Raw genomic sequence first — 26,242 nt, 5'->3', positions numbered from 1 at the left:
CGGCCGTGTCGCCTCGATCAGCGGCTCCCATTCCGCCCAGGCCGCATCCGTGAACACCTGAACGCCGCCGCTCTTCTCCGCCATCCCCACAACATGGGCATAGCATTCAAGCTCTAACAGACCCTAGCCGCCCCGCACCCCCTGCGTGTTCACGTAGAGCGCGTAGAGCGACTGCGCCGCCGCCATGAACAGCCGGTTGCGGTGGCGCCCGCCGAAGCAGACGTTGGCGCAGCGCTCCGGCAGGTGGATGTGCCCGATCGCCACCCCGGCCGGGCTGATCACCCGCACCCCGTCGTCTTCCGGCGTCATCCCCCAGCCGCACCAGAGGTTGCCGTCCACGTCCACCCGCAGGCCGTCCGGCGTCTCGCCCGGCCTGCAGGCGTAGAACACCCGGCGGTTGCGCAGGGTCCGCCCGTCCGGCCCGACGTCGTAGGCGAGGATGTTGCGCGGCTCGCTCCGGCTCTCGACGATGTAGAGGATCCTCTCGTCCGGCGAGAAGGCGAGCCCGTTCGGGTGGTTGATGTCGTCGGCGACCAGCGCGATCTCGCCCGTCCGGCCGTCGATGCGATAGACGTTGGTGTGCGGCAGCTCGGGCTCGGCCTTCTCGCCCTCGTAGAAGCCGAGCAGGCCGAAGGGCGGGTCGGTGAACCAGACCGAGCCGTCGGACTTCACCACGACGTCGTTCGGGCTGTTCAGCCGCCGGCCCTGGTAGCGGTCGGCGAGCACGGTGATCGCCCCGTCGTGCTCGAAGCGCACGACGCGGCGGCCGAGGTGCTCGCAGGCGACGATCCGCCCCTCGCGGTCGCGGGTGTGGCCGTTGGCGTTGTTGGAGGGGCGGCGCCAGACGCTGACCGCGCCGGTCTCCTCCTCCCACTTCAGCACGCGGTTGTTGGGGATGTCGGACCACAGCAGGCAGCGCAGGTCGCCGATCCAGACCGGCCCCTCGCCCCAGCGCGTGCCGTGGAAGAGCCGCTCCACCGCGCTGAGCGGCAGGTGGTACTTCCGGAAGGACGGATCGAGCGCGACGATGGCAGGGTCCGGGTAGCGCTCGCTCGGCTGCCAGCGCGGCGCGGCGGAAGCGGTGTCGGGCATCGGCGTCTCCCCCGAAGGCGTGCGGTGCGGGCCGCGATCCTGCCGGTCCCGCGCCCGCAGCGCCAGCCCTTCCCCTCCGGTCCGGCGCCGCGCGCCGCGACTCAGCGGCCCCCGCCCAGCGCCGCGCGCAGCAGCAGCGCGACCAGGCCCGCCGCCGCCACCCCCGCGGCCCAGAGCAGCACGAACCAGAAGAGCCGCCGCGCCGCGCCGCGCATCAGTGATAGCCCGCCCCCTCCTGCACCTTGCCGCGGAACAGCCAGTAGGCGTAGGCGTTGTAGGCGAGGACGATCGGGATCAGCACCGCCGCCCCGACCAGCAGGAAGACCTGGGTCGAGCGCGGCGCCGCCGCCTCCCAGATCGTGATCTCCGGCGGCACGATCAGCGGCCAGAGCGAGATGCCGAGCCCGATGTAGCTCAGCAGGAACAGGCCGAGCGCGGCGAGGAACGGCACGCCGTCGCTCCAGATCACCTGGCGCGGCGCCGCCGGCGGGCGCTCGGCCGCGGCGCGCGCCACGGCGGCGAGGCTGCGGAGCAGCACCCAGGCGAGGGCAGCGACCAGCAGCGGCACCGGCGCCGCCAGCAGGATCGCCGGGAAGTCGAACCAGCGCGCGCGGAAGGCGGGCTGCAGGAACGGCATGACGAGGCTGACCAGCGCGATGAACCCGACCGTCGCCACCGCCAGCGGCCAGGCGAGGCGCAGCGCGTGCGCCTGCGTCGCGCCCTCGGTCTTGAGCACCAGCCAGCACGCCCCGAGCAGCCCGTAGCCCGCCACCAGCGCCACGCCGACCAGCACGGAGAAGGGCGTCAGCCAGTCCCACCAGCCGCCCGCATAGGCCCCCTCCTCCACCGCGATCCCCTGCACGTAGGCGCCGAGCGCGACGCCCTGGCAGAAGGCCGCGACCGTGCTGCCCCACCAGAAGCCGCGGTCCCACCACCGCCGCGCCTCCTCGCTCTCCGCCTTGAAGCGCATCTCGAACGCCACGCCGCGGAAGACGAGCGCGAGCAGCATCACGATCAGCGGCATGTAGAGCGCCGGCAGGATCGTCGCGTAGGCGGCGGGGAAGACCGGCATCAGCCCGACGCCGCCCAGGATCAGCCAGGTCTCGTTGCCGTCCCACACCGGCGCCACCGAGTTGACCGCGACGTCGCGCTCGGCCCGGCCGCGTATGCCGGCGAACAGGATGCCGACCCCGAGGTCGAAGCCGTCCAGCACGACGTAGAGGAACACCGCCGTGGCGAGCAGCAGCGCCCAGACCACCGTCAGGTCGAGCCAGGCGGGCATGGCCCCTCTCCCCCCTCCGCGGCGCCCTACGGCCCGGCGGGCCGCAGCGCGGCGCGGCCCGCCTCCACCGCCGGCGCCGGCGTGATGCCGGCGGTGCGGATCGGCTCGCCGACCGGCACCGCGGGCTCATGCGGCAGCGGCGGCCGCGACATCAGCCGCAGGATCACCCAGATCCCGGCGCCGAAGACCAGCAGATAGACCGCCACGAACAGCGCGAGCGAGGCCGCGACCGCCGGCGCCGCGACCGGCGAGACGCTGTCGGCGGTGCGCAGCAGGCCATAGACCGTGTAGGGCTGGCGCCCGGCCTCGGTGACGATCCAGCCGGCGGTCACGGCGATCAGCCCCGACGCCCCCATCGCCACCGCCCAGCGCAGGAACCAGGGCGTGGTGTAGAGCCGCCCGCGCCAGCGCAGCCAGGCCGAGGCGAGGCCGAGCGCGATCATCAGCAGCCCGAGCCCGACCATCACGCGGAAGGACCAGAAGACGAGCGGCACGTTGGTCGGCCGCTCCTCGCGCGGGAAGGCCTTCAGGCCGCGGATCTCGGCCTCGACGCTGTGGCCGAGGATCAGGCTGCCGAGGCCGGGGATGCCGAGCTCGAGCCGGTTCGTCTCGCGCTCCTGGTCGGGCAGGGCGAACAGGACCAGCGGCGCCCGCCGCCGCGTCTCCCAGTGCCCCTCCATGGCCGCGACCTTCTGCGGCTGGTGCGCGAGCGTGTTGAGCCCGTGCAGGTCGCCGATCACGAGCTGCGCCGGGGCGACGAACAGCGCCATCCACATCGCCATCGAGAACATCACCCGGGCGCGGACGTTGGCGGCGTCCTTCAGCAGGTGGAAGGCGCCGGCGGCGCCGACGATCAGCGCCGTCGTCAGGTAGGCGGCGGTGACGGTGTGCAGGAAGCGGTAGGGGAACGAGGGGTTGAAGATCACCGCCCACCAGTCCTCCGGCACGAACCGTCCGTCCGGCCCCAGCGCATGGCCGGCCGGGGTCTGCATCCAGGAATTGGCGGAGAGGATCCAGAAGGCGGAGATCAGCGTCCCGACCGCGACCAGGCAGGTGGCGAGGAAGTGGAGCCCCCGCCCCACCCGGTTCAGCCCGAACAGCATCACGCCGAGGAACCCGGCCTCGAGGAAGAAGGCGGTCAGCACCTCGTAGCCGAGCAGCGGCCCGAGCAGAGGCCCGGTGCGGTCGGCGAACACCGACCAGTTGGTGCCGAACTGGTAGGACAGGACGATGCCCGAGACCACGCCCATCGCGAAGGCGACGGCGAACACCTTCACCCAGTAGCGCCAGAGGTCGAGATACAGCTCGCGCCCGGTCCACAGCCACAAGCCCTCGAGCACGGCGAGATAGCTCGCGAGGCCGATGGTGAAGGCGGGGAACAGGAAGTGCCAGACGACGGTGAAGGCGAACTGGAAGCGCGCCAGGTCGAGCGCGCTCGGCAGGGCCTCGAGGAGCGTGTCCGGTGGCATGGGGCATCCCGCGGGCGGTCGGCGTGCCCTCCCGATCTGGGGCGGCAGGCGGGGAATCGGAAGGGCGGCGCCCCCACCGCGCGTGCTGCATCGCACAAAAACGCGGGAGGAGGCGGGCGCACTCCCGCCCGTGCCCGGCCGGCACGGCCGCGCGCGCTCGTGCCTGGCGGCGCCGGGGGCGGGGCCGCTACCCTCTCCGCCGCGCGGCCGCGTCGCCGGCGCGGCGCGCAGGAGGCCCGGCCATGGCGCTCCCCTGGGTTTGCATCTCCCCCAACGTGCCGCGCATGATCCTGCGCTGGCGCATCATGCAGACGCTGGACCCGGAGGAGGCGTATCCGCGGCGCCGCATCGCGGCCATCGACTTCTCGCTCGAAGGCTTCGCCGTCACCGCCGAGCGGCTGCGCGGCGTCGCCAGCGCGGTCGGCGAGGGGCGGATCGGCGTCGAGGTCGCCGGCACCGGCCCGAATTTCGCCGCCGCCTACACGCTCGGCGCCAACCGGCGCTTCACCCTCGCCTCCTCCGAGTTCGAGCCGGACGACAACTGGCGCTCGCAGAGCGTGCACGAAGCCGTGCACGCCGCCTTCGACCTCGCCGGCGAGCGGCCGCCCAGCGAACTCGACGAGGCGGCGGCCTATCTCGGCGAGACGGTGTGGTTCCGCGCCGGCGGCCTCGCCCGCACGGTGCGGGCGCCGGCGGCAGCGGCGATCCACGGCGCCGCCAACGCCGTCGTCGCGCGCCTCGCCCTGCACACGACCCTGCGCCAGCGCGTGCGGCGCGACCAGGTGCGCGAGCTGATCGCCGCCATCAACGGCCACCCCGGCTACGCCCCCTCGGCCGCCGGGCGGTGAGGCACGGCGGGGCGGACGGCGCGGCTCAGGCCGCCAGGCGGTCCTCCTCCGCCTCGGAGAGCAGCGTCTGCACCCCGCGCACCCCGACCACCTGGCCGAGATTGCCCGCGATCAGGGGCACGTAGCCCGCCGCGACCGCGTGCAGCGCGATCTCGGCGCGCATCACCTCCCCCTGCCGCGCCGCGCGCATCGCATCGGGCGTGAGGTCGCGCTTCGCGAAGGGCTGCAGCAGCCGGGAGAGCAGGCCCGGCGAGGCGTCGGCGAGGACCAGGAAACGGGCCGCGACCGGCGCGGCGGGATCGGACGGGACCGACATCGGGAAGCTCCGGACTTTCGGAAGGGACGAACCGGCGGGGCAGCGACCCGGCCGCCGCGCGGCGCCCCGCGCCGGGCGCCTAGGCGGCCGGGCTGGTAATTCGCGTGCCGACGAATGTCCGAAGCGGAGCCATGGCCTTCTTATAAGTCGCCCGCGACGGCGAATCCAGCCCGGCGCCGTCAGCCCGCCTCGCGCACCAGGCCGCCGCTCCGGTAGCGGTATCCCAGGCGGTAGAGCAGGCTCAGGGCATAGTAGCTGGCCTTGAAGGCGAGCACCGGGAGCTGCCGGTTGGCGTTGGCGTGCACGTTGCCGGCGAGCAGGCCGATCAGCCCCTCGCGCATGCGGAAGCGGTTGCGCGGCTCCATGAACATGTCGCGCATCACCGGCGTGTGGAAGCGGAAGATCAGCCAGGCGAAGGTGCGGATCGCCCGGTCCACCTTGCGCTCGAAGGCGCGCAGCAGCGGCGCCGCCCGCGCCGGGTCGTCGAGCCAGGCGTCCGCCGCCTCCGCCCCCATCTCCGCGCTCGCCATCGCCAGCAGCACGCCGGAGGAGAAGACCGGATCGATGAAGGCGTAGGCGTCGCCCACCATCAGCCAGCCCTCGCCGCGCATCACCCGCGAGCGGTAGGAGTAGTTCCCCGTCGCGGTGACGGGCGAGATCAGCTCCGCCCGCGCCATGCGCCGCGCGACCGAGGGGATGCCGGCGAGCGTCGCCCGCAGGTGGTCCTCGAAGCTCCCCCTGCGGCGCTTGAAGAACTCCGGCGTGCTGACGACGCCGACGCTCATCACCCCCTCGGGCAGCGGGATCATCCAGATCCAGCCCTCGTCGAAGAGGTGGATGGTGATGTTGCCGTCCTCCTCCGGCGCGTCGCCGTAGGGCGCGACGCCGCGGAAATGGCCGTAGAGCGCGGCGGAGTGGTGGTGCGGGTAGCGCCGCTTGCTCTGCAGCCGCGTGGCGAGGAAGGTGTCGCGGCCGGAGGCGTCCACCAGGAAGCGCGCCCGCCAGCGCCGCTCGCGCCCCGCGGCGTCGCGCGCCACCACCAGGTGGCCGGCGCGCGCGTCGAGGGCCACGTCCAGCACCCGCACCCCCTCCTCGGCCAGCGCGCCGGCCTCGCGCGCGCGCCGGAACAGCAGCGCGTCGAACTCGCTGCGGCGGACCTGGTAGGCGTAGGTGTAGTCCGGATTGGGCCCGTTGGCGAAGGCGAACTCCACATGCTTGCCGCCGTGCCGGTCGGAGACGAAGCGCGCCCCGGGCTTGTGGACGCCGATCGCCGCCACCCGCTCGCGCACGCCGAGGCGGTCGAACAGGCGGAGGTTGAGCGGCAGCAGCGACTCGCCGATGTGGAAGCGGGGATGGCGGTCCTTCTCGAGCAGCACCACCTTGCGCCCGCGCTCGGCGAGGATCGTCGCCGCGGTCGAGCCCGCGGGCCCGCCGCCGATCACCAGCACGTCGCAGGTTTCCTCCGCCGCCGGGCCGGCGTCGGGACGGGAGCGGTCGTCGGGCGAAAGCGCCATCGCGGGCCTGTTCTGCGGGCGAGGATCCGGGCTAGCCTCGGGGCGCCAGCGCGCGCGACGCGCCGGGCGGGCCCCCGGCCCCCGAATCCGATGCCCGAGGCAATACCATAGACGCCCCCCCTGCCCATACGCCGCACGCGGCGCCCCTCGCCGCGACGGCGGCGCGCGTCGCGGTCGTCATCCCCGCCTACCAGGAGGCGGCGACGATCGGCGACATCGTGCGCCGCGCCCGCGCCGCCCTGCCCGGGGTGCCGGTCATCGTCGTGGACGACGGCTCGTGCGACGGCACCGCGGCGCTGGCGGAGGCGGCGGGCGCGAGCGAGGTGCTGCGCCTCGCGCCCAACCAGGGCAAGGGCGCGGCGCTGCGCCTCGGCATGGCGCGCGCGCTGGCGCTCGGCGCCGGACTGGTCGCCACCCTCGATGCCGACGGCCAGCACCGGCCGGAGGACCTGCCCCGCCTGGTCGCCGTGGCGCAGGCCCGGCCGGGCTGCCTGGTGATCGGCTCGCGCCGGGCGGCGGCGCGCGCGGGCGGGCAGCCGCCGGCGCGCCGCCGCGCCAACCGGGTGGCGGATTTCTGGATCTCCTGGGCGGCAGGGCAGGCGATCGCCGACAGCCAGTGCGGCTTTCGGGTCTATCCGGCTGCGGCGCTCGCCGGCCTCGACCGCTACGCCCGGCGGGCCGGGCGGCGCTTCGCCTTCGAGAGCGCGATCCTGATCGACGCGGCACGCGCCGGCTGCCGGGTCGTGGCGGTGGACGTGCCCGCCCTCTACGACCCGGCGCTGCTGCGGCGGCGAAGCCATTTCCGACCCGTTGCGGACATCGCGCGGATCGTGATGATGGTGGCGGGCAAGTTGCTGGCCCGCGGGTTGTACCCGGCCGGCCTCTTGCGCAGCCTCGCCGAGGCGCGGCGGGAACGGCTCCGGCGCTGCCGCGGCCCCGGCCAGGAAGGGGAAGGAGACCCAGGAACGCGATGACGAGACGCCGCCAGCTGCTCCGGACCATGACCGCCCTCGCCGGCCTCGGCGGAGGTGCCGCGGGGCTCGCCGCCTGCACCCGCACCCAGCCGCTCGAGAACGTTGAGAACCGCGAGTTCATCGGCCCCGGCACCCTGGCCCAGCGGGCCAACCAGATCCGCCGCGCCGGCGCGGGCCGCGGCTGGCAGGTGGAGGAGATCCGGCCGGGCCTGATCCGCGCCAGGCTCTACCTGCGCGACCACGTCGCGGTGGTGGACATCCCCTACGACACGCAGCGCTTCTCGATCCGCTACGCGGACAGCCGCAACCTGCTCTACGACGGCACCAGCATCCACCGGAACTACAACAGCTGGGTGCGCCTGCTCGCCAACGACATCGTGGCGCAGCCGCCGGTCTGAGCGCGCCGGGCGGGGGCGGGGACCGGGCGAGGCCGGAGGGCCGGCCGCGCGGCCGCCGCCCCCTTCCTCAGAACAGCGAATAGCCGCCGTCGATGACGAAGCTGTCGCCGGTGTGGTAAGCGGAGGCGTCGCTCGCGAGATAGACGGCGATGCCGCCGAAATCGGCGCCCGTGCCCCAGCGCCGCATCGGGATGCGCGGCAGCACGGCGGCGGCGAACCTGGGGTCGGCGATGGCGCCCGCGGTCATCTCCGTCTCGATCCAGCCCGGCAGGAGGGCGTTGGCGCGGATGCCGTGCCGCGCGAGCTCCACCGCGAGGCCGCGGATCATCGCGATCACCCCGCCCTTGGTGGCGGCGTAGTGCTCGTTGCGCGGCGCGCCCTCGATGGCGGCGAGCGAGGCGGTGGCGACCAGCGATCCGCCGCCGCCGCGCGCCACCATGTGCCGCGCCGCGGCGCGCAGGGTGAAGAAGGCGCCGTCGAGATTGACCCGCATCACCCGCCGCCACTCCGCGGCCGGCATCTCGGCGAAGGAGGTGCGGCGGCCGCCATAGGTGCCGGCGTTGGCGAAGCAGGCATCCACCCGGCCGAGCGCGCGCAGCGTCTCGGCGAAGGCGGCCTCCACCGCCGCCTCCTCGCCCACGTCGCACTCGAGCGCGACCACGCGCCGCCCCGTGCGGGCGAGGTCGGCGCGCGCCGCCGCGTTCTTCGCCGCGTTCGTACCCCAGATCGCGACGTCGGCGCCCGCTTCCGCCAGCGCCCGCGCCATGCCGAGGCCGATGCCGCCGTTGCCGCCGGTGACGAGCGCCACCTTGCCGGAGAGGTCGAAGGGCGAGCCGCCCATGACGCGCTCAGCCCCCGCCCGCGCCGCGCACGCGGCGCAGCAGCCCCGGCCCCAGCTGGTCCAGCCGGGTGATGCCGAGCAGCGCCATGTCGCGGTTCACCTCCTCGGCGAGCAGGCGGATCGCATGCGCCACCCCCGCCTCGCCGGCGAGCGCCGCGGCGCAGAGGAAGGGCCGGCCGACGAAGACGAACCGCGCCCCGAGCGCCAGCGCCTTCAGCACGTCGGTGCCGCGGCGGACGCCGCTGTCGAGCATCACCGTCATCCCGCCCGCCGCGGCCGCCACCTCCGGCAGCACGCGCAGGGGCGCGATGGCGCCGTCGAGCTGCCGCCCGCCGTGGTTGGAGACGATCACGCCGTCGCAGCCGCTCTCGCGCGCGATCTTCGCATCCTCCGCGGCGAGCACGCCCTTGACCACGAGCCGGCCCGGCCAGCGCCGGCGGATCAGCTCGAGGTGCTTCCAGCTCAGCCGGTCGCGCTCGCCGAAGGCGCGCATCAGCGTGCGCGAGACGATCGGCGGGCCGCGGCCGGCGTCCATGTTCTCGAAATGCGGCATGCCGTGCCGGACGATGGTGCGCAGCAGGGTGCCGAGCAGCCAGCGGGGATGCGTGATCCCTTCCCAGGCGAGCCGGAGGCTGGGCTGGAGCGGGATGGAGTAGCCGTTGCGGATGTTGTTCTCGCGGTTGGCGGAGACCGGCACGTCCGCGGTGAGGACGAAGGTGTCGAAGCCGGCCGCCGCGACGCGGTCCACCAGCGGCTCGATGCGCGCGTTCTCGCCGGGCAGGTAGGCCTGGTACCAGGCGTTGGCGGCCGCGCGCCTCACCTCCTCGAGCGGGATCAGCGAGGAGGCGCTCATGATCATCGGGATGTTGGCCGCGGTCGCGGCGCGCGCCAGCACCAGGTCGCCGCGATAGGCGATCAGGGCGGAGGCGCCCATCGGCGCGATGCCGAAGGGAGCGGCGTAGTCGCGCCCGAACAGCGTCGCGGCGGTCGTGCGGCCGGAGGTGTCCACCAGCACGCGGGGTAGGAAGGCCCATTCGCCGAAGACGGCGCGGTTGTCGCGCAGCGACCAGTCGGTCTCCACGCCGCCGGCGACGAAGCCGTGCAGCATGCGCGGCAGGTGCCGCCGCGCCGCCGCCTCGAAGTCCTGCAGCGCCAGGTAGCGGCGCAGCGGGCGCGGGACGGCCGGTTTCGGCCGGGCGGCGGCCAGGGCCGGGCGCGGCGGGGTGGCCGCGCCGGCCTCGCCGCTGCGGGCGGGGATGGTTCCGCTGCTCGCGCTCATCGGGCGTCGTTCCCCCTCCGTGTCGCGCCGGGCCGCCGCGGGGCGGCAGCGGGCGCGGCGCCACCCTGCCCGCGCCGGCGCCCCTCGCCAAGGGGCGCCGGCGCAGGTCCGGGCTGCGCGGAGGAGATCGCGGCCCGCGCGCCGGCGGCCCCGCTTTCCGCGCCCCGGGCTCAGCCGCCCAGGCCGAGGCTGCGCGCCAGCATGTAGGCCGCGACCAGGACGATCAGCCCGGCGAACAGCCGGGTCAGCGCGCCGCGCCGCTGCGCGAGGCCGCACGCCGCGCGCGCCCCGAGCTGGCTGCCGAGGAGGCCCCCGGCGACGAACACCGCCGCCAGGGTCCAGTCCACGAGACCCGCCGCGGCGTAGGTGGCGGCGGTGGTAGCGCCGAAGGCGGCGACCGCGACCAGCGAGGTGCCGATCGCCTGCAGCATCGGCATCCCGGTGGCGAGGACGAGGCCGGGGACGATGAGGAACCCGCCGCCGATGCCGAAGAAGCCGGAGAGCGCGCCGACCGCGAGGCCGGTGCCGAGCAGCGCCGGGGCGTTGGCGCGGCTCAGGCGCACCTGGCGCTCCGCGCCCGCCTCGCGCCGGCGCAGCATCAGGAACGCGACCACGAGCATCAGCACGGCGAAGGCGGCGAGCAGCGCCTGCCCGTCCACCCGCCGCCCGAGCGCCGAGCCGAGGAAGGCGCCGACCACGCCGGCCGCGGCGAAGACCGAGGCGCACGGCCAGCGCACGGTGCCGGCGCGCGCGTGCCCGGCGAGGCCGAGCGCGGCATTGGCGGCGACCGCGACGGCCGAGGTGCCGATGGCGAGATGCGGCGCCGGCACGCCGACCAGATAGACCAGCAGCGGCACGGCGAGGATCGAGCCGCCGCCGCCGACGAGGCCGAGCGAGAACCCGACCAGCGAGCCCGAGGCGCCGCCGAGCAGGGTCTGCAGGAAGGTGAGGGTGGGCATGGAATGGCGTGCCCTCGGCCGCCGCCGCGCGGCCGGCGCGGCGGCGGATGGAGGAGGGAGGGGAAGGCCCGCGGCGGGCGCTACGGGCGCGGCTCCGCGCGCGGCGGGGGGCGGCGGCCGCGGCCGCCGCGCTCAGGCTCAGGCCGCCGCGAAGCGCCGGTTCCACGGCATCCGCCGCAGCAGTGCCGCCATCGGGCAGGCGCCGGTCACGCCGGCCTGCACCAGCCCGGCGCCGACGAAGGCGGAGAGGGCGTAGAACCAGGGCGAGACCAGCGCCCCGAGCACGACGCCGAGCAGCACCAGCGTGCCCGCCACGATCTGCACCTGGCGCATCACCTCGAGCGGCTGGCGGCGATCCTCGGCCACCGGCAGCCCGGCCTTCTTCCAGGCCTCGAGCCCGCCCTCGACGATGTAGGCCTCGCACTCCGGCCCGGCCTTCGCGGCGAGGCGCTCGGCATGGCCCTCGGTGCGGGCGCCGGAGCGGCAGTGGAACAGCACCGGCTTGCCCTGGTGCACGGCGAGCTCCGCCTCCTCGAGCTTGGAGAGCGGCAGGTTGCGCGCGCCCGGGATGCGCTGGCGCGCGTGCTCGTCGGGCTCGCGCACGTCCACCAGGGTGGCGCCCTCCTCGCGCAGCAGGCGGGCGGCCTCGGCGGGGGAGATGGTCTTCAGCATCGCTCGGATCCTCGTTCGGTTCGCGGTCGGGGTCGGTCAGCAGGCGGCGTCGGGCGGGCAGAACAGCTCGCGCAGCAGGGCGAGCAGGCGCGCCACGCGCGGATCGGCCAGGCGGTAGAACACCGCCTGCGCCTCCTTGCGGGTCGCGACCAGCCCGTCCTCGCGCAGCCGGGCGAGATGCTGCGACAGCGCCGGCTGGGAGAGGTGCAGCGTCTCCGCCAGGGCGCCGACGCTCATCTCGCCCTCGGCGGCGAGGTGGCAGAGCACCAGCAGGCGGTTCTCGTTGCCGAGCAGGCGGAGCAACCGCGCCGCTTCCGCCGCCTTCTCCTCCAGCCCCGCGAGGTCGCGCGGGGCTGCCGTTGCCGTCGCCATGCCCGTCCTATCCATAACCTTGCGCTAAATAAGATGTCTCTTATATTGCCGTCAAGCCCCCGCCCGGGGCAACGGAGGACACCATGCCACAGCCCGTCATCCGCGCCTTCTTCGACGAGCCGACCAACACGGTGAGCTACCTGGTCTGGGACCCCGCCACGAAGGAGGGCGCGGTGGTCGATCCGGTGCTCGACTACGACCACCGCTCCGGCGAGGCCGACACCGCCTTCGCCGACCGCATCCTCGCCACCGCGCGCGAGGAGGGGGTGGCGGTGCGCTGGGTGCTCGAGACCCACGCCCATGCCGATCACCTGACCGCCGCGCCCTACATCAAGGCGAGGACCGGCGCCCCGATCGGCATCGGCGAGCACATCAAGGAGGTGCAGCGCATCTTCCGCCCGGTCTTCGACGCCCGCGACCTCAAGCCCGAGGGCGGCGACTTCGACCGCCTGTTCCGCGACGGCGAGCGCTTCCCGCTCGGTGCGCTCGAGGTCGAGGTGCTGCACGTGCCCGGCCACACCCCGGCCGACGTCGCCTACCGGATCGGCGGCGACGTGTTCGTCGGCGACACGCTGTTCATGCACGACTACGGCACCGCGCGCGCCGACTTCCCGGGCGGCGACGCGCGCGCGCTTTACCGCTCGATCCGCCGCCTGCTCTCGCTGCCGCCCGAGACCAGGCTCTGGATGTGCCACGACTACAAGGCGCCGGGGCGCGACCATTACGCCTGGCAGAGCACGGTCGCCGAGCAGCGCGCCCACAACCCGCACGTCCGGGACGGCATCAGCGAGGAGGAGTTCGTGCGCTTCCGCACCGAGCGCGACCGCACCCTCGCCGCGCCGCTGCTGCTCCTGCCCTCGATCCAGGTCAATATCCGCGCCGGGCGCTTCCCGGAGGCGGAGGAGAACGGCGTGCGCTACCTGAGGATCCCGGTGAAGGCCAAGGGCGGCGCGGCCGCCGCGCTGCGCTGAGGGGACGCGTCATGACGAACGGAACCCTGCAGGTGGTCTGCCCCCGCTGCGACGGCCTGAACCGCGTGCCCGAGGCGCGGCTCGGCGAGGGGCCGCGCTGCGGCCACTGCCGCGCGCCGCTGTTCGAGGGCCGGCCGCTGGCGCTCGACGACGAGGCGCGCTTCCGCCGCCACCTGCGCCACAGCGGCCTCCCCCTGCTGGTGGACTTCTGGGCCCCCTGGTGCGGCCCCTGCCGCGCCATGGCGCCGGAGTTCGAGGCGGCGGCGCGGGCGCTCGAGCCGCGCCTGCGCCTCGTCAAGGTCAACACCGAGGAGGCGCCGCGCCTCGCCGCCGAATTCGGCATCGGCAGCATTCCGACCCTCGTCCTCTTCGCCGGCGGGCAGGAGGTGGCGCGCCAGGCCGGGGCGATGCCGGCCAGTCGCATCATCGCCTGGGCCCGCAGCGCCGCCGCCAGGGCGGGAGTCGCCGCGGGCGAGCGCCCCGCGGGCTGAGGCGGACGCGGCAGGGCGCGCCGGCGCGGCGCGCCCGCCCTCCTCACTGCGCGGCCGCGGCCGCGCCGCGCGGCGGCCGGAACGCCGGCATCACCCGCTCGGCGAAGAGCTGCAGGCTGCGGCGGATCTTCGCCGCGCCGTAGTAGGGCGGATAGTGCAGCAGCAGGCTGGTCAGGCCGGTCTTCGCCTCCAGCGCGCGCAGCTTGGCGATCACCGTCTCCGCCGAGCCGTGCAGCAGCGTGGTGGCGAGCAGGTCGTCGTAGTTCAGCGACTGGCCCTTCTCCGACACCGTGCCGAGATAGCCCGCCGTGCCGCTGCCGCCGAAATGCGCGATGTGGCGGATGATCGCCTCCTCCGTGTCCGCGCGCGCCTGGGCGTCCGTCTCGGCGACATAGACGTAGCGGGCGATGTCCACCTGCCCGGCGGCCGGGTTGCGGCGCAGGTCCTCCGGCGCCTCCGCCAGCGCCTGGCGGTAGATCGCGATCTGGCGCGCGAGCGTCTCGGCGCCGGGCAGGGTGGAGAGCATCAGCCCGAAGCCGTGCCGGCCGGCATAGGCGATCGAGCGCTCCGTGCCGCCGGCCATGTAGAGCGGCGGGTGCGGCTCCTGCACCGGCACCGGCAGCATCTCGTAGGGCGCCTCCACCCGGCCGCGGTAGAAGCGGCCCTGATGGCTCCAGCGCCGGCGCAGGAAGGCCTCGCGCAGCAGCGGCACGGCTTCGGCCACCATCTCGCGCCGCGCCTCGAAGTCCTTGCCCAGCCCCTCGAACTCGTAGGGCCGGTAGCCGGAGCCGATGCCGAGCCGCATCCGCCCGTTCGAGAGGATGTCCACGAAGGCGGCGTTCTCCGCGGTGCGGATCGGGTCGTTGAGCGGCAGCGTGATCACCGCCGCGCCGAGCCCGATGCGACTGGTGCGCGCGGCGAGATAGGCGAGGTAGGCGAAGCAGTCGGGCAGGATGCCGTAGCGGGTGGAGAAGTGGTGCTCGGCGACCCAGGCGGTGTCGTAGCCGAACCGCTCCGCCTCCTCGATCTCGGCGGTGGTGCGGGCGTGGACCGCGCGGTGCGGGTAGGGTTCCTCGGCCGGGTTGGGGTGCGAGGTGAACAGCACGCCGAATTCCATGGACCGTTTCCTCCGCGAGGCTGCGCCGCCGCCAGCCTAGAGCGGATCGCGGGAGGGCGGGAACCGCCCGCGAACGGGGAACCGCGCGCCAGCCGGCGCGCCGGAGCCGTCGCCGCCCGCACAGCCGGGCGGAGAGCGCCCCGGAGCGGGTCGCGGACGGCCGACACGGCCGGGAGCGGGGCTCGCCTCCCCGAAGGGCACCGGGCGCGCTTCCTGCCCCGGTCCGCCGGCGGTCGCGGCGCCCCCCTACTCGGCCGCGCGGGGCATCGGCTCGGCGGGCGGCGACGTCGCCGGGGGAGGAGCGCCGGCGGGCGGCCCCATCCCCGGCCGGCGCACCCGCAGCCGGCGGATGCGCCGCGGATCGGCCTCCAGCACCTGGAACTCCAGCCCGGAGGGGTGCGAGATCAGCTCGCCCCGCGCCGGCACGCGCCCGGCGAGGGTGAAGACCAGGCCGCCCACGGTGTCGATGTCGGCGGCGCGCTCCTCGGCGGTCAGCACCGCGCCGAGCCGGCTCTCGAACAGCTCGACCGGGGTGCGCGCGTCGAGCTCCAGCGTGCCGTCCGGCCGCTCGACGATCTGCGGCGGCGCCGGCTCGTCGTGCTCGTCGCTGATGTCGCCGACGATGGTCTCGACCAGGTCCTCGATGGTGATCAGGCCGTCGATGCCGCCGTACTCGTCCACCACCAGGGCCATGTGGATGCGCGCCTGGCGCATCTGCAGCAGCAGGTCGAGCACCGGCACCGAGGGCACGACGAAGAGCGGCTTGCGCAGGATCGCCCTGAGGCTGAAGGGCTGCCCCTGCCGCTCGGGACCCAGCGCCGCGAAGACGTCCTTGATGTGGACCATGCCGACGATGTCGTCGAGGTTCTCGCGGAACACCGGGTAGCGGCTGTGGCCCTCGCGCTGGATCAGGCGGATCGCCTGGTCGAGGGTCAGGTTCTCCGGCATCGCCGTGATGTCGGCGCGCGGCACCATGATGTCGTAAGCGGTCTTGCCGCGCAGGCGGAGCACGTTGCGCAGCAGCGCCCGCTCGTGGGGGTCGAGCTCCTCGGCGCCGCGGCCGCGGCCGTCGCCCTCCTCGGGGTGCCCCTCGATCAGCTCCTCGACCCGGTCGCGGACGCTCTCCGCCTCGCGCCGGCGCAGGAGGCCCTGGAGGCGCCAGAACAGGCCGCGCTGCAGGCCGGTGGGACTGGCGCCGGCGCCGTTGCGGCCATTCCCGCCGACGGCCTCCGCGGGCGACGCCGGTGATCGGCCCTCGCCCATCAGGTCGCCCCCCGCCAGGGGTTCGGCAGGCCGAGGCGGCGCATCACGCGCGCCTCCGCCCGCTCCATCCGGCGCGCCTCGCCGGCGTGCAGATGGTCGTGGCCGGCGAGATGCAGCGCCCCGTGGGCGACGAGGTGGGCGAGATGGGCGCGGGCCGGCCGCCGGTTCGCCTGCGCCTCGCGCCGCACCACGCCGAGCGCGAGCGCGAGGTCGCCGAGATGCGCGCCGCCCGCGCCCGGAAAGCTGAGCACGTTGGTGGGCTTCACCTTGCCGCGATGGCGTCCGTTCAGGCGGCGCAGCTCGCGGTCGCCGGCGAGGAGCACGGTGATCGTCCCGCCCCGGCCGGCCTCGCGGAGCGCCGCCTCGGCGGCGCGCCGGGCCAGGCGCTCGACGCCCGGCACCGCGGCGCGCCAGCCCGGCGCCGCGAGGATCACGGAGACGTCCACCTCCGGCGGCATCCCGGTCCGAAGCCCGGCCGTCCCCGCCCGGATTTCCGCGGGTTTCCGGCCGGGATGGCTACTTCGCGGTTCCATCCCTCTCCTTCTTCGCGCCCCCGCCTCCCGGGCGCCAGTCGCACCCCGGCGGCCCCCGGCGCGCCTCCGCGCGGTCATAGGCCGCGACGATCCGCGCCACCAGGGGGTGCCGGACCACATCGCGGTCGCCGAAGCGCGCGACCGCGATGCCCTCCACCCCCTCCAGCGTCCGCAGCGCCTCGGCGAGCCCGCTCGGCTGGCCGGGCGGCAGGTCCACCTGGCTCGGATCGCCGGTGATCACCATGCGCGAGCCCTCGCCCATCCGGGTGAGGAACATCTTGATCTGCGCCGGGGTGGTGTTCTGCGCCTCGTCGAGGATCGCGTAGCAGTGCGCGAGGGTGCGCCCGCGCATGAAGGCGAGCGGGGCGATCTCGATCTCGCCCGAGGCGATCCGGCGCGCCACCTGCTCGGCGGGCAGCATGTCGTGCAGGGCGTCGTAGAGCGGGCGGAGGTAGGGGTCCACCTTCTCCTTCATGTCGCCCGGCAGGAAGCCGAGCCGCTCGCCCGCCTCGACCGCCGGCCGGCTCAGCACGATGCGGTCCACCCGGCCCGACTGCAGCAGCGCCACGCCCTGCGCGACGGCGAGGTAGGTCTTGCCGGTGCCGGCGGGGCCGATGCCGAACACCAGCTCGTGGCGCGCCAGCATCTCGATGTAGGCGGCCTGCCCCGCGCTGCGCGGCGCGATCGCGCCGCGGCGGGTGCGGATCGCCGGCAGGTCGGCGAGCGGCAGCCGCGGCTCGCCCTGCTCGGCCCCGCCCTCGGCGAGGCGCAGCGCCGCCTCCACCTCGGCCGCGCCGACCGGCTGGCCGCGCTCGAGCCGCTTCCACAGCGCGAGCAGCGCCGCCTCCGCAAGCTCGGTCCGCTCCGGGCTGCCGGCGATGGACAGCCGGTTGCCGCGCGAGGCGAGACGGACGCCGAGCGCCTGCTCGATGCGGGCGAGGTGGCGGTCGTGCTCGCCGTAGAGCAGCGGCAGCAGCGCGTTGTCGTCGAATTGCAGGGTGACGGAGCGTTGCTGGGGTTCGGCGAGGGGGCCGGCGGGGGCGGCGCGCGGCGAGAGCCGGGCCTCCGCGGGGTTGCGCAGCGGGACGGCGGCGGGAATGGTGGTCAAGCGCGGATGCGCTCCTCTTCCTCCGGGTTGGGGTGATGGTGGGGGTCGGCCTCCGCGGCCGTCTCGTGCTGGTCCCGCAGCGCGGCCGAGAGGGAATTGGGATGGGCGGCGAGCACCGTGACGGGCGCGAGCCGGCCGATCAGGGACGCCGGCCCGCGGACATGCACGGGCTGCAGCCAGGGCGAGCGCCCGACGATCTGGCCCGGATGGCGGCCGGGACCCGTGAACAGCACCTCGATGCCCATGCCGACGCGGGAACGGTTGAAGGCGGCCTGCTGTTCCCTGAGCAGCGCCTGGAGTTCGGCCAGCCGCGCCTCCTTGACCGGCTCCGGCACCTGATGTGGCGCCGCGGCGGCCGGAGTTCCAGGCCGGGGCGAGTACTTGAAGGAGAAGGCCTGGGCGAAGCCGACCGCGCGCACGAGATCGAGCGTGGCGCGGAAATCCGCCTCCCCCTCGCCCGGGTGGCCGACGATGAAGTCGGAGGAGAGCGCGAGGTCGGGCCGCGCCGCGCGCAGCCGCTCGACCAGGCGGAGGTAGTCCGCCGCCGTGTGGCCGCGGTTCATCGCCCGCAGGATGCGGTCCGAGCCCGACTGCACCGGCAGGTGCAGGAAGGGCATGAGCTGGGGGAGGTCGCGATGCGCCGCGATCAGCTCCTCGTCCACGTCGCGCGGGTGCGAGGTGGTGTAGCGCAGCCGCGCGAGGCCCGGCACCTGCTCGGCCAGCGCCCGCAGCAGCCGCCCGAGCCGCCATTCGCCGGCGCCGTCCGGCGCCGCGCCGTGATACGCGTTCACGTTCTGCCCGAGCAGCGTGATCTCGCGCGCGCCCTGCGCGACGAGCCGCCGCGCCTCGGCGATCACCGCGGCGGCGGGGCGCGAGAATTCGGCGCCGCGCGTGTAGGGCACGACGCAGAAGGAGCAGAACTTGTCGCAGCCCTCCTGCACGGTGAGGAAGGCGGTCACCCCCTGCGGCGCGGCCTGTTCCGGCAGGTGGTCGAACTTGTCCTCGACCGGGAACTCGGTCTCGATCACGGCGCCCGCGGCGCGCGCCGCGCGCGCCACCATCTCCGGCAGGCGGTGGTAGGTCTGGGGGCCGAGCACGATGTCCACCCAGGGCGCGCGGGCGACGATCTCCGCCCCCTCGGCCTGGGCGACGCAGCCGGCGACGGCGATCACCATGCGCCCGCCCTCGGCGGCGCGCCGCTCCTTGAGCGCGCGCAGCCGGCCGAGCTCGGAGAACACCTTCTCGGCCGCCTTCTCGCGGATGTGGCAGGTGTTGAGGATCACCATGTCGGCGCCCTCGGGCGTCTCCGCCGGCGCGTAGCCGAGGGGGGCCAGCACGTCCGCCATGCGGGCGCTGTCGTAGACGTTCATCTGGCAGCCCCAGGTGCGGACGAACAGGCGCCGCATCCGCGCGGGGGCGCCGCCGAGAGGTTCGGTCATGCCGGGAAAGGCTCCGCCCGCCCGCCTCCGGGAGGGGCGGGTCATCGCCGGGGAGATGCGTTCCGCAGGGGCCCGGGTCAAGCGATCCGGTGCGGGGCGAAGCGTCCCATGCGAGGAATTTCCTGGATTCGAACGGCCCGGGTCAAGGGCGGAATGCCGCCGCCTCACCGCGCGGCGGCGGCCGGTCCGTTCCCGGCGACCGGCCCGGCCGCGGCCGGCCGGCCGGAAAGCGGCGGGGCCGGCCGCAGCGGGGCCACCGGACGGTTCTGCCGCAGCGCCGCGGCGCCCTCCGCCACCACTTCCGCCACCGCAGCGGTCAGCGCCTTGCGGTCGGGAAAGGCGCGCGGGTCCACCGGCTCGTGCAGCAGCACCGTCGCCCGCGCGCCGCTGCGCCGCGCGAGCCGCCACAGGTGCGTCGCGATGTCCATGTCCCCGTACCAGGCGAAGAACGGCCGGTCGCGCCGGCAGGCCGGCAGCCCGCCGAGCCGGTCATAGACCACCGAGACCGGCTGCACCTGCCGCGCCGCATCGGCGACGGCGAGGAAGGAGGAGCGGAAGGGAAGCACCCGCGTGCCGTCGCTGCTGGTGCCTTCGGGGAACAGGATCAGGCTGTCGCCGGCGGCGAGGCGGGCGCGCATCTGCTCCGCCTCCGTGCCGGTCCGGCCGCGGCTGCGGCTGACGAAGACGGTGCGGCCGAGCCTCGCGACGGTGCTGACCAGCGGCCAGGTCCCGACCTCGCTCTTGGCCACGAAGCAGGCCTCCAGCACGCCGCCGAGCACGAGGATGTCGAGCCAGGAGCAGTGGTTGGAGAGGAACAGCACCGGCCGCTCCGCCGCCGGCCGGCCGACGACCCGCACCTTGAGGCCGATCGCGCGGCACATTCCCGCCCAGTAGAGCCGCGGGAAGACGATCCGCCCCCGTCCCGGCAGCAGCAGCAGGAGCGCCTGGACGGGCATGGCGAGGAGGGTCAGCGCGAGCGCGAGCGCGATGCGCCGCACCGCGCGCAGCCGCCCGCCGTGCGGCCGGACGTCGAGCACGTCGGACCACGCGGCGCCGGGCAGCCAGGGCCGGAAGCGCAGCGGCTTGCGCCGGCGCAGCCGCCGGGGCCGGAGGGCCTCCTCGGGCGGGACGCGGGCGGTGGCGGCGGCATCCATGGGACGGTACGGTCTCGGCGTGGCGCGCAACAGCGGCGAACGGCGGGGACGGCGGGGGAAGGAGCCACCCGCGCCGGCCGGCCGCCGCTCTACCGCGCCGCCGGTGACGCGGCAATGACGGGAGCGGGACGGAACGATGAAACCCCGGCATCCGAGCGCGACCCGCGGCGGCGCGACGCGGCAGCCCCCGCGCGCCACGCAACCCGCGGCGGGATCGGGCGTTGACGCGGCATCCGCCGCCCCCCAGCGGCGGTCCCGGCAGGCGGCGGCGCGGAATTCGGTCCCATCCGCGCCGCCGCCCGCCCCTGCGGCCCAGCCTCCCTTTCCCGGAGACGAACCGCAAGCGCCGCCGGCCGCGGGTACTCGCCCGCCGAGCCTGCCGGCGCGCCGGGCACGCGCCCGGCGCCGCGAAGGCCCGGCCGGCCGCCAGCCGGCGAGGACCGCCCCAGTAGGCCACGCGCCCGCGACCGGCGGCGCGCGAGGCATGGTCCCCGGCACGGTCGGCAGCGCCGCGGCGCGCCTCGCCGGCGTCCGCGGCACGCACGCGCGGCCCGCCGCAGTCGGCGCCGGCTCCGCCGCCATCCCCAGGCGCCATGGCCGGCACCCAGCCCACACCGCGACGGTGCGCCGCGCGCCGGAGCGGTCACGGCGGCCGGCCCGCCAGGACGCGGCTTGACCGGCAAGGGACGGGCGCGGAGTGTCGCGCCGCGACCACCGACCAGCACCAGCGCGGAGGCCCGTCCCGCCATGTCCGTCCGCATCGGCATCGCCGGCATCGCCGGCCGCATGGGAAGGCTGCTCGCCGAGGAGGCGGTGGCCGCCGGCGCCACGCTCGCCGGCGGCACGCTGCGCCCGGGCTCCGCCGCGGCGCCGCCGCCCGGGGTGCCGGTGCTGCCCGACGCCGCGGCGCTGTTCGCGGCGAGCGAGGTGGTGATCGACTTCACCCACGCCTCGGCCGCCGCCGCCCACGCCGCGCTCGCCGCGCGCACCGGCCGGCCGCTGGTGCTCGGCACCTCCGGCCTCTCGCCGGTGGACGAGGCGGCGGTGGCCGAGGCGGCGCGGCGCGCGCCGATCTGCTACGCGGCGAATTTCGCGCCCGGCGTCAACCTGGTGCTGGCCATCGCCGAGCGCATGGCAGCGGCGCTGCCGGCCGAGCAGTACGACGCCGAGATCGTCGAGATGCACCACCGCCAGAAGGTGGACGCGCCCTCGGGGACCGCGATCGCGCTCGGCCGCGCGGTGGCGCGCGGGCGGGGCACGACGCTCGAGGCGGCGGGCCGCGAGAGCGGCCGCGACGGCCACACGGGCGCACGGAAGACCGGCGCGATCGGCTTCGCCGCGCTGCGCGGCGGCCAGGTGGTGGGGGAGCACACGCTGCTCTTCGCCGGGGCGAGCGAGCACATCGCCCTCACCCACCGCAGCTTCGACCGCCGCGTCTATGCGACCGGCGCGGTGCGGGCGGCGCTGTGGCTGGTCGGCAGGCCGCCCGGCCTCTACGGCATGAAGGACGTGCTCGGGATGGGATGAGGCCCGGCGGCGGCCGGGCCCCGCCCCCGGTCGAGGCTACGCCCGCAGCGCGGTCGGCGGTTCCGTCCGCAGCCGCTTGACCAGCAGCTTGTTCAGCGCGTGGATGTAGGCGCGGGCGGAGGCGACGATGGTGTCGCTGTCCGCACCCTGGCCGTCCACCATCTTGCCGTTCTCCTCGAGCCGCACGGTCACGCGCGCCTGGGCGTCGGTGCCCTCCGTCACGCTCTGCACGGAGAAGAGCTTGAGCGTCGCCTCGTGCGGGAAGGCCTGGCGGATGGCGTTGAAGGTGGCGTCCACCGCGCCGTCGCCGGTGGCGACGCCCTCGGCGCGCCGCCCGTCCACCTCGAGCGCCAGCGTCGCGGTCGGGCGGGTGCCGAGGCCGGTCGCGACCGTCAGCGCGGCGAGCTTCACCCGGTCATGCTGGCGGATCACCTCGTCGTCCACCAGGGCGACGATGTCCTCGTCGTAGACGATCTTCTTGCGGTCGGCGAGCTCCTTGAAGCGGCGGAAGGCGTCGTTGAGCTGGTTGTCGCCGATCCCCTCGTAGCCGAGCGCCTTCAGCTTGTCGCGGAACGCGGCGCGGCCGGAGTGCTTGCCCATCACCAGCGAGGAGGTGGACCAGCCGACGCTCTCCGGCGTCATGATCTCGTAGGTGGACTTGTCCTTGAGCACGCCGTCCTGGTGGATGCCGCTCTCGTGCGCGAAGGCGTTGCGGCCGACGATCGCCTTGTTGGGCTGCACGTCGAAGCCGGTGATGGTGGCGAGCAGCTTCGAGGTCCGGAGGATGTTGGGCGTGTGGATGTTGGTGCGGTAGGGCAGGGCGTCGCGCCGCGTGCGCAGCGCCATCACCACCTCCTCGAGCGAGGCGTTGCCGGCGCGCTCGCCGATGCCGTTGATGGTCGCCTCCACCTGGCGCACCCCGGCGCGGATCGCGGCCAGCGTGTTGGCGACGGCGAGGCCGAGGTCGTTGTGGTTGTGCGCGGAGAGCACCACCTGGTCGGCGCCGGGCACGCGCTCGCGGATCATGGCGAAGATGCGGGCCATGTCCTCGGGCAGCGCGTAGCCGACCGTGTCGGGGATGTTGATGGTGGTGGCGCCGGCCTTGATCGCCGCCTCGACGCAGCGGCAGAGGAAGTCGGGCTCGGTGCGGCTGCCGTCCTCGGCCGACCACTCGACGTCGTCGGTGTGCTGGCGCGCCAGCGTGACGCTGCTGGTGACCAGCTCCAGCACCTCCTCGGGCTCCATGCGCAGCTTGACGCGCATGTGCAGCGGCGAGGTCGAGACGAAGGTGTGGATGCGCCTGCGCGCGGCGGGCCGCACCGCCTCGGCGGCGCGCAGGATGTCGGCCGGCGCGGTGCGGGCGAGGCCGCAGATCACCGGGCCGTCCTTGGCGAAGCGCTCGGCGATGGCGCGCACGCTCTCGAAGTCGCCGGGGGAGGCGATGGGGAAGCCGGCCTCCATCACGTCCACGCCGAGCTCGGCCAGCGCCTCCGCCATACGCAGCTTCTCCTCGAGGTTCATGGAGAAGCCGGGCGACTGCTCGCCGTCGCGCAGCGTGGTGTCGAAGATGATGATGCGGTCGTCGGCGAGCGTGCCGAAGCTCGGGTGCTGGATGGCCATGGGTGCGGTCCTTCGAGGCTTGCCGTGCGGGTGAACGCGGGGGTTCCCAGGATCCCCTGAGCGGTGCCGGCGCGCGGCCGGTCGTCACGCCCAGGGGCGGCTAAGTCGAAGGAGGAGGCCAGGAAGGGGGACGCGCGCGGCCGGCGGGGCGGAGCGCCCGGGGATCAGGCCGGCAAGGGAGACGCGCGGAGACATGACGGCGGCACGGTAACGCGGGGCGGCGCCGGGGGCAAGCGCGGAAGACGCGCCCGCGGCCGCCGCGCCCGGCGGGCAGCGGGCGCCCCGCCCCTGGCGCGGCGGCGCCGGAGGCGACACGATCGGCCCCGCCACCGCGACCGGGATCCCTGCCATGCCCCACCGCATCCTCCTCTGCCGCTGCCTGCACGAGGCGGGGGCCGCGCTGCTGCGCGCCCGCCCGGACGTGGAGCTGGTGACGCTGGACGGCCCCGACCGCCCGCAATTCCTCCAGGCGCTGTCGGGGGCGGACGCGGTGCTGCTGTGGCTGGAGCGGCTCGACGCGGAGGCGCTCGCGGCGGCGCCGCGGCTGCGCTGCGCCGCGCGCCTCGGCGTCGGCTACGACACGGTGGACGTCGCCGCCTGCTCGGCGCGCGGCATCCCGGTGATGGTGGCGAACGGCACCAACGACCTCGCCGTGGCCGAGCACGCGATGATGCTGATGCTCGCCGTCGCGCACCGCGGCCCGCAGGGCGACCGCGCGGTGCGCGCGGGCGCGTGGTGGGGCACCGAGGGCCCGGGGATCTGCGAGCTCGCCGGCCGCACGGTCCTGGTCGTGGGCTACGGCCGCATCGGCGCGCGCGTCGCGCGCTACTGCCAGGCCTTCCACATGCGCGTCCTGGTGATGGACCCGGCCTTCCACCCCGCGCGCATCGCCGCCGACGGCTTCGTGCCGGTGCGCGACCTGCACGCCGCGCTCGGCGAGGCGGACGTGGTGACGCTGCACTGCCCGCTCACGCCGGCGACGCGCCACCTGATGGACGCCGCCGCCTTCGCCGCGCTGAAGCCCGGCGCGATCCTGGTCAACACCGCGCGCGGGCCGGTGGTGGACGAGGCGGCGCTGCTCGCCGCGCTGCGCAGCGGGAGGCTGCGCGGCGCCGGCCTCGACGTGCTGGAGGCGGAGCCGCCGCCGCGCGACAGCCTCCTCCTCGCCGAGCCGAACGTGGTGCTGAGCCCGCACAACGCCGGCAGCACCGAGGAGAGCCTCGCCCGCATGGCCCGCCAGGCGGCGCGCAACCTGCTCGACGCGCTGGACGGGACCCCGGACCCCGCGATGATGGTGAACCCGGAGATCCTGCGCCGCGGGTGAGGGCATCGCGTCCCCCGCCCGCGCCGCCGCCTCAGTTCCTGCTCTTGTCCACCAGCGCGTTCTGCTTGATCCAGGGCATCATCGCGCGGAGCTTCTCGCCGACCTGCTCGATCGGGTGCTCGGCGAGGCGACGGCGCATGGCCTTGAAGTTCGCCTGGTTGACCTTGTTCTCCAGCATCCAGTCGCGGGCGAAGCGGCCGGACTGGATGTTCTCCAGCGCCTCCTTCATCGCCTTGCGGGTCTCGGCGGTGATGATCTTCGGCCCCGTGACGTACTCGCCGTACTCGGCGGTGTTGCTGATCGAGTAGTTCATGTTGGCGATGCCGCCCTCGTAGATCAGGTCCACGATCAGCTTCACCTCGTGCAGGCACTCGAAGTAGGCCATCTCGGGGGCGTAGCCGGCCTCGACCAGCGTCTCGTAGCCGGCCTTGATCAGCTCGACGAGGCCGCCGCAGAGCACGGTCTGCTCGCCGAACAGGTCGGTCTCGCACTCCTCCTTGAAGGTGGTCTCGATGATGCCGGCGCGCCCGCCGCCGATCGCCGAGGCGTAGGAGAGCGCGATCTCGAGCGCGTTGCCGGAGGGGTTCTGCGCCACCGCGACCAGGCAGGGCACGCCGCCGCCGCGCTGGTACTCGGAGCGCACGGTGTGGCCCGGGCCCTTCGGCGCGATCATAAACACGTCGAGGTCGGGGCGCGGCTCGATCAGGTTGAAGTGGACGTTGAAGCCGTGCGCGAAGGCCAGCGCCGCGCCCTGCTTCATGTTCGGGCCGAGGTGGTCGCGGTAGAGGTCGCCCTGTCCCTCGTCCGGCGTCAGCACCATCACCACGTCGGCCCACTTCGCCGCCTCGGCCGGGCTCAGCACCCTGAAGCCCGCGGCCTCCGCCTTCCGCGCCGAGGCGCCGGGGCGCAGGCCGACGGCGACCTCGGCCACCCCGGAATCGCGCAGGTTCATCGCGTGCGCGTGCCCCTGGCTGCCGAAGCCGATCACGGCGACCTTCTTCGCCTTGATCAGGTTCACGTCCGCGTCGCGGTCGTAGTAGACGCGCATGGCTGGCCCTTCCCCTCTGTGCCGTGGTTCCGTCAGGAATGGATGCTGCGGGGGCCGCGCGCGATCGCGACCACCCCGGTGCGCGAGACCTCCGCGAGCCCGAGCGGACGCATCAGCGCGATGAAGGCGTCGAGCTTGTCGCCCGAACCGGTCATCTCGAAGACGAAGCTCTCGGTGGTGGCGTCCACCACGCGGGCGCGGAAGGCGTCGGCGAGGCGCAGCGCCTCCAGCCGGTTCTCGCCCCGCCCCACCACCTTGATCAGCGCCATCTCGCGCGCGACGTGCGGCCCCTCGAGCGTCAGGTCCGCGACCTTGTGCACCGGCACCAGGCGGTCGAGCTGCGCCTTGATCTGCTCGATCACCATCTCGGTCCCCGAGGTGACGATGGTGATGCGCGAGATCCGCTTCGCCTCGTCCACCGGGGCGACGGTCAGGCTCTCGATGTTGTAGCCGCGGCCGGAGAACAGGCCGACGACGCGGGCGAGGATGCCGGCCTCGTTCTCGACGAGGACGGCGATGGTGGCGGCGCGCTGGGCGGTCTCGGCGGGATCGGGCATGGGACGGGTCGCGAGCGTGTAGGGAAAAGGCGCGGGGCGGGCAAGCCGCCCGCGGCGGGCCGGGCGGCGCCGGG

At 75.0% G+C, this 26,242-nt stretch carries 27 protein-coding genes; 7 read left to right on the top strand and 20 right to left on the bottom strand.

The window, feature by feature from the left end; translation table 11 throughout:
- Nucleotides 1-123: 123 nt before the first annotated feature.
- The 4 genes from K1J50_RS09595 to K1J50_RS09585 form a co-directional block, all read right to left on the bottom strand.
- A complete protein-coding gene (locus K1J50_RS09595) occupies nt 124-1,092 on the bottom strand; it encodes an SMP-30/gluconolactonase/LRE family protein (RefSeq protein ID WP_220117493.1) in 969 nt (322 codons plus the stop codon).
- A 101-nt stretch (nt 1,093-1,193) separates the two neighbouring features.
- A complete protein-coding gene (locus K1J50_RS19580) occupies nt 1,194-1,307 on the bottom strand; it encodes a DUF2474 family protein (RefSeq protein ID WP_369413565.1) in 114 nt (37 codons plus the stop codon).
- Nucleotides 1,307-2,374 carry a cytochrome d ubiquinol oxidase subunit II gene (gene cydB / locus K1J50_RS09590; protein WP_220117492.1) on the bottom strand — a complete coding sequence of 356 codons (1,068 nt, stop codon included), beginning with the start codon at nt 2,372-2,374 and terminating at the stop codon, nt 1,307-1,309. Before cydB ends, K1J50_RS19580 begins: the two co-directional genes overlap by 1 nt.
- A gap of 26 nt (nt 2,375-2,400) precedes the next feature.
- Nucleotides 2,401-3,843, bottom strand: coding sequence for a cytochrome ubiquinol oxidase subunit I (locus tag K1J50_RS09585; protein ID WP_220117491.1), 1,443 nt, complete (start codon nt 3,841-3,843; stop codon nt 2,401-2,403).
- A gap of 242 nt (nt 3,844-4,085) precedes the next feature.
- On the opposite strand from K1J50_RS09585, the gene K1J50_RS09580 reads away from it, so the two are divergent.
- Nucleotides 4,086-4,691, top strand: a complete 606-nt coding sequence (locus tag K1J50_RS09580) for a hypothetical protein (protein ID WP_220117490.1) — start codon at nt 4,086-4,088, stop codon at nt 4,689-4,691.
- Nucleotides 4,692-4,716: 25 nt separating this feature from the next.
- On the opposite strand, the gene K1J50_RS09575 is transcribed toward K1J50_RS09580, so the two are convergent.
- Both K1J50_RS09575 and K1J50_RS09570 read right to left on the bottom strand, forming a co-directional pair.
- Entirely contained in the window at nt 4,717-5,007 is a 291-nt protein-coding gene (locus K1J50_RS09575) for a hypothetical protein (RefSeq protein WP_220117489.1), read from the bottom strand.
- Nucleotides 5,008-5,186: 179 nt separating this feature from the next.
- Nucleotides 5,187-6,521 carry an NAD(P)/FAD-dependent oxidoreductase gene (locus K1J50_RS09570; protein WP_220117488.1) on the bottom strand — a complete coding sequence of 445 codons (1,335 nt, stop codon included), beginning with the start codon at nt 6,519-6,521 and terminating at the stop codon, nt 5,187-5,189.
- A 107-nt stretch (nt 6,522-6,628) separates the two neighbouring features.
- Here K1J50_RS09570 and K1J50_RS09565 point away from each other — a divergent pair, with 107 nt between their 5' ends.
- Entirely contained in the window at nt 6,629-7,495 is an 867-nt protein-coding gene (locus K1J50_RS09565) for a glycosyltransferase family 2 protein (RefSeq protein WP_220117496.1), read from the top strand.
- Complete coding sequence (locus K1J50_RS09560; RefSeq protein WP_220117487.1) at nt 7,492-7,893, top strand: hypothetical protein; 402 nt, start codon at nt 7,492-7,494, stop codon at nt 7,891-7,893. Before K1J50_RS09565 ends, K1J50_RS09560 begins: the two co-directional genes overlap by 4 nt.
- 67 nt (nt 7,894-7,960) lie before the next feature.
- On the opposite strand, the gene K1J50_RS09555 is transcribed toward K1J50_RS09560, so the two are convergent.
- The 5 genes from K1J50_RS09555 to K1J50_RS09535 form a co-directional block, all read right to left on the bottom strand.
- Nucleotides 7,961-8,734 (bottom strand): SDR family NAD(P)-dependent oxidoreductase, encoded by a 774-nt coding sequence (locus K1J50_RS09555; RefSeq protein WP_220117486.1) that lies wholly within the window; start codon nt 8,732-8,734, stop codon nt 7,961-7,963.
- A 7-nt stretch (nt 8,735-8,741) separates the two neighbouring features.
- On the bottom strand, nt 8,742-10,013 hold the full coding sequence (locus K1J50_RS09550) for an alpha-hydroxy acid oxidase (protein ID WP_220117485.1): 1,272 nt from the start codon (nt 10,011-10,013) through the stop codon (nt 8,742-8,744).
- 170 nt (nt 10,014-10,183) lie between these two features.
- Entirely contained in the window at nt 10,184-10,972 is a 789-nt protein-coding gene (locus K1J50_RS09545; protein WP_220117484.1) for a sulfite exporter TauE/SafE family protein, read from the bottom strand.
- Between the two features lie 138 nt (nt 10,973-11,110).
- Nucleotides 11,111-11,644: a rhodanese family protein gene (locus tag K1J50_RS09540; protein WP_220117483.1), complete on the bottom strand. Its 534-nt coding sequence runs from the start codon at nt 11,642-11,644 to the stop codon at nt 11,111-11,113.
- Nucleotides 11,645-11,680: 36 nt separating this feature from the next.
- Entirely contained in the window at nt 11,681-12,016 is a 336-nt protein-coding gene (locus tag K1J50_RS09535) for an ArsR/SmtB family transcription factor (RefSeq protein WP_220117482.1), read from the bottom strand.
- An 83-nt stretch (nt 12,017-12,099) separates the two neighbouring features.
- Between K1J50_RS09535 and K1J50_RS09530 the strand changes: the two genes are divergently transcribed.
- Entirely contained in the window at nt 12,100-12,987 is an 888-nt protein-coding gene (locus K1J50_RS09530) for an MBL fold metallo-hydrolase (RefSeq protein ID WP_220117481.1), read from the top strand.
- Between the two features lie 11 nt (nt 12,988-12,998).
- A complete protein-coding gene (trxC, locus tag K1J50_RS09525; RefSeq protein ID WP_220117480.1) occupies nt 12,999-13,478 on the top strand; it encodes a thioredoxin TrxC in 480 nt (159 codons plus the stop codon).
- A gap of 43 nt (nt 13,479-13,521) precedes the next feature.
- On the opposite strand, the gene K1J50_RS09520 is transcribed toward trxC, so the two are convergent.
- From K1J50_RS09520 to K1J50_RS09495, 6 genes are all read right to left on the bottom strand, one after another.
- Nucleotides 13,522-14,595, bottom strand: a complete 1,074-nt coding sequence (locus K1J50_RS09520) for an LLM class flavin-dependent oxidoreductase (protein ID WP_220117479.1) — start codon at nt 14,593-14,595, stop codon at nt 13,522-13,524.
- Between the two features lie 246 nt (nt 14,596-14,841).
- Nucleotides 14,842-15,858 carry a hemolysin family protein gene (locus K1J50_RS09515; RefSeq protein WP_220117478.1) on the bottom strand — a complete coding sequence of 339 codons (1,017 nt, stop codon included), beginning with the start codon at nt 15,856-15,858 and terminating at the stop codon, nt 14,842-14,844.
- Entirely contained in the window at nt 15,858-16,304 is a 447-nt protein-coding gene (gene ybeY / locus K1J50_RS09510) for an rRNA maturation RNase YbeY (protein ID WP_369413564.1), read from the bottom strand. Before ybeY ends, K1J50_RS09515 begins: the two co-directional genes overlap by 1 nt.
- Nucleotides 16,305-16,374: 70 nt before the next feature.
- Nucleotides 16,375-17,499, bottom strand: a complete 1,125-nt coding sequence (locus K1J50_RS09505) for a PhoH family protein (protein WP_408869367.1) — start codon at nt 17,497-17,499, stop codon at nt 16,375-16,377.
- On the bottom strand, nt 17,496-18,938 hold the full coding sequence (gene miaB / locus K1J50_RS09500; RefSeq protein ID WP_220117476.1) for a tRNA (N6-isopentenyl adenosine(37)-C2)-methylthiotransferase MiaB: 1,443 nt from the start codon (nt 18,936-18,938) through the stop codon (nt 17,496-17,498). The genes K1J50_RS09505 and miaB overlap by 4 nt, the downstream gene beginning before the upstream one ends.
- A gap of 164 nt (nt 18,939-19,102) precedes the next feature.
- Nucleotides 19,103-20,092 carry a lysophospholipid acyltransferase family protein gene (locus K1J50_RS09495; RefSeq protein WP_220117475.1) on the bottom strand — a complete coding sequence of 330 codons (990 nt, stop codon included), beginning with the start codon at nt 20,090-20,092 and terminating at the stop codon, nt 19,103-19,105.
- Between the two features lie 747 nt (nt 20,093-20,839).
- Here K1J50_RS09495 and dapB point away from each other — a divergent pair.
- A complete protein-coding gene (gene dapB, locus K1J50_RS09490) occupies nt 20,840-21,619 on the top strand; it encodes a 4-hydroxy-tetrahydrodipicolinate reductase (protein ID WP_220117474.1) in 780 nt (259 codons plus the stop codon).
- Nucleotides 21,620-21,655: 36 nt separating this feature from the next.
- On the opposite strand, the gene K1J50_RS09485 is transcribed toward dapB, so the two are convergent.
- Entirely contained in the window at nt 21,656-23,239 is a 1,584-nt protein-coding gene (locus K1J50_RS09485) for a 2-isopropylmalate synthase (RefSeq protein WP_220117473.1), read from the bottom strand.
- 349 nt (nt 23,240-23,588) lie between these two features.
- Between K1J50_RS09485 and K1J50_RS09480 the strand changes: the two genes are divergently transcribed.
- Nucleotides 23,589-24,563 carry a hydroxyacid dehydrogenase gene (locus K1J50_RS09480; RefSeq protein WP_220117472.1) on the top strand — a complete coding sequence of 325 codons (975 nt, stop codon included), beginning with the start codon at nt 23,589-23,591 and terminating at the stop codon, nt 24,561-24,563.
- A gap of 31 nt (nt 24,564-24,594) precedes the next feature.
- On the opposite strand, the gene ilvC is transcribed toward K1J50_RS09480, so the two are convergent.
- Together ilvC and ilvN are read right to left on the bottom strand one after the other, a co-directional pair.
- Nucleotides 24,595-25,611 (bottom strand): ketol-acid reductoisomerase, encoded by a 1,017-nt coding sequence (gene ilvC / locus K1J50_RS09475; protein ID WP_220117471.1) that lies wholly within the window; start codon nt 25,609-25,611, stop codon nt 24,595-24,597.
- Between the two features lie 32 nt (nt 25,612-25,643).
- The gene (gene ilvN / locus K1J50_RS09470; protein WP_220117470.1) at nt 25,644-26,168 is read right to left on the bottom strand and encodes an acetolactate synthase small subunit; all 525 of its coding nucleotides are present in this window, start codon (nt 26,166-26,168) and stop codon (nt 25,644-25,646) included.
- Nucleotides 26,169-26,242 lie beyond the last annotated feature (74 nt).

This window comes from Caldovatus aquaticus, from assembly GCF_019458025.1.
Classification (GTDB): Bacteria; Pseudomonadota; Alphaproteobacteria; order Acetobacterales; family Acetobacteraceae; genus Caldovatus; species Caldovatus aquaticus.
Note: the sequence above shows the minus strand (reverse complement) of the source record. Positions and strands in the feature narration are given on the sequence as shown.

What these genes read in the sequence shown, in the direction of transcription:
- K1J50_RS19580 (WP_369413565.1), bottom strand. Translation starts at nt 1,307, where the DNA reads ATGCGCGGCGCGGCGCGGCGGCTCTTCTGGTTCGTGCTGCTCTGGGCC.
- K1J50_RS09530 (WP_220117481.1), top strand. Translation starts at nt 12,100, where the DNA reads ATGCCACAGCCCGTCATCCGCGCCTTCTTCGACGAGCCGACCAACACG.
- K1J50_RS09585 (WP_220117491.1), bottom strand. Translation starts at nt 3,843, where the DNA reads ATGCCACCGGACACGCTCCTCGAGGCCCTGCCGAGCGCGCTCGACCTG.
- ilvN (WP_220117470.1), bottom strand. Translation starts at nt 26,168, where the DNA reads ATGCCCGATCCCGCCGAGACCGCCCAGCGCGCCGCCACCATCGCCGTC.
- K1J50_RS09480 (WP_220117472.1), top strand. Translation starts at nt 23,589, where the DNA reads ATGCCCCACCGCATCCTCCTCTGCCGCTGCCTGCACGAGGCGGGGGCC.
- dapB (WP_220117474.1), top strand. Translation starts at nt 20,840, where the DNA reads ATGTCCGTCCGCATCGGCATCGCCGGCATCGCCGGCCGCATGGGAAGG.
- K1J50_RS09540 (WP_220117483.1), bottom strand. Translation starts at nt 11,644, where the DNA reads ATGCTGAAGACCATCTCCCCCGCCGAGGCCGCCCGCCTGCTGCGCGAG.
- ilvC (WP_220117471.1), bottom strand. Translation starts at nt 25,611, where the DNA reads ATGCGCGTCTACTACGACCGCGACGCGGACGTGAACCTGATCAAGGCG.
- trxC (WP_220117480.1), top strand. Translation starts at nt 12,999, where the DNA reads ATGACGAACGGAACCCTGCAGGTGGTCTGCCCCCGCTGCGACGGCCTG.
- K1J50_RS09580 (WP_220117490.1), top strand. Translation starts at nt 4,086, where the DNA reads ATGGCGCTCCCCTGGGTTTGCATCTCCCCCAACGTGCCGCGCATGATC.
- K1J50_RS09535 (WP_220117482.1), bottom strand. Translation starts at nt 12,016, where the DNA reads ATGGCGACGGCAACGGCAGCCCCGCGCGACCTCGCGGGGCTGGAGGAG.
- K1J50_RS09520 (WP_220117479.1), bottom strand. Translation starts at nt 14,595, where the DNA reads ATGGAATTCGGCGTGCTGTTCACCTCGCACCCCAACCCGGCCGAGGAA.
- cydB (WP_220117492.1), bottom strand. Translation starts at nt 2,374, where the DNA reads ATGCCCGCCTGGCTCGACCTGACGGTGGTCTGGGCGCTGCTGCTCGCC.
- K1J50_RS09515 (WP_220117478.1), bottom strand. Translation starts at nt 15,858, where the DNA reads ATGGGCGAGGGCCGATCACCGGCGTCGCCCGCGGAGGCCGTCGGCGGG.
- miaB (WP_220117476.1), bottom strand. Translation starts at nt 18,938, where the DNA reads ATGACCGAACCTCTCGGCGGCGCCCCCGCGCGGATGCGGCGCCTGTTC.
- K1J50_RS09495 (WP_220117475.1), bottom strand. Translation starts at nt 20,092, where the DNA reads ATGGATGCCGCCGCCACCGCCCGCGTCCCGCCCGAGGAGGCCCTCCGG.
- K1J50_RS09595 (WP_220117493.1), bottom strand. Translation starts at nt 1,092, where the DNA reads ATGCCCGACACCGCTTCCGCCGCGCCGCGCTGGCAGCCGAGCGAGCGC.
- K1J50_RS09545 (WP_220117484.1), bottom strand. Translation starts at nt 10,972, where the DNA reads ATGCCCACCCTCACCTTCCTGCAGACCCTGCTCGGCGGCGCCTCGGGC.
- K1J50_RS09575 (WP_220117489.1), bottom strand. Translation starts at nt 5,007, where the DNA reads ATGTCGGTCCCGTCCGATCCCGCCGCGCCGGTCGCGGCCCGTTTCCTG.
- K1J50_RS09485 (WP_220117473.1), bottom strand. Translation starts at nt 23,239, where the DNA reads ATGGCCATCCAGCACCCGAGCTTCGGCACGCTCGCCGACGACCGCATC.
- K1J50_RS09560 (WP_220117487.1), top strand. Translation starts at nt 7,492, where the DNA reads ATGACGAGACGCCGCCAGCTGCTCCGGACCATGACCGCCCTCGCCGGC.
- K1J50_RS09570 (WP_220117488.1), bottom strand. Translation starts at nt 6,521, where the DNA reads ATGGCGCTTTCGCCCGACGACCGCTCCCGTCCCGACGCCGGCCCGGCG.
- K1J50_RS09555 (WP_220117486.1), bottom strand. Translation starts at nt 8,734, where the DNA reads ATGGGCGGCTCGCCCTTCGACCTCTCCGGCAAGGTGGCGCTCGTCACC.
- K1J50_RS09550 (WP_220117485.1), bottom strand. Translation starts at nt 10,013, where the DNA reads ATGAGCGCGAGCAGCGGAACCATCCCCGCCCGCAGCGGCGAGGCCGGC.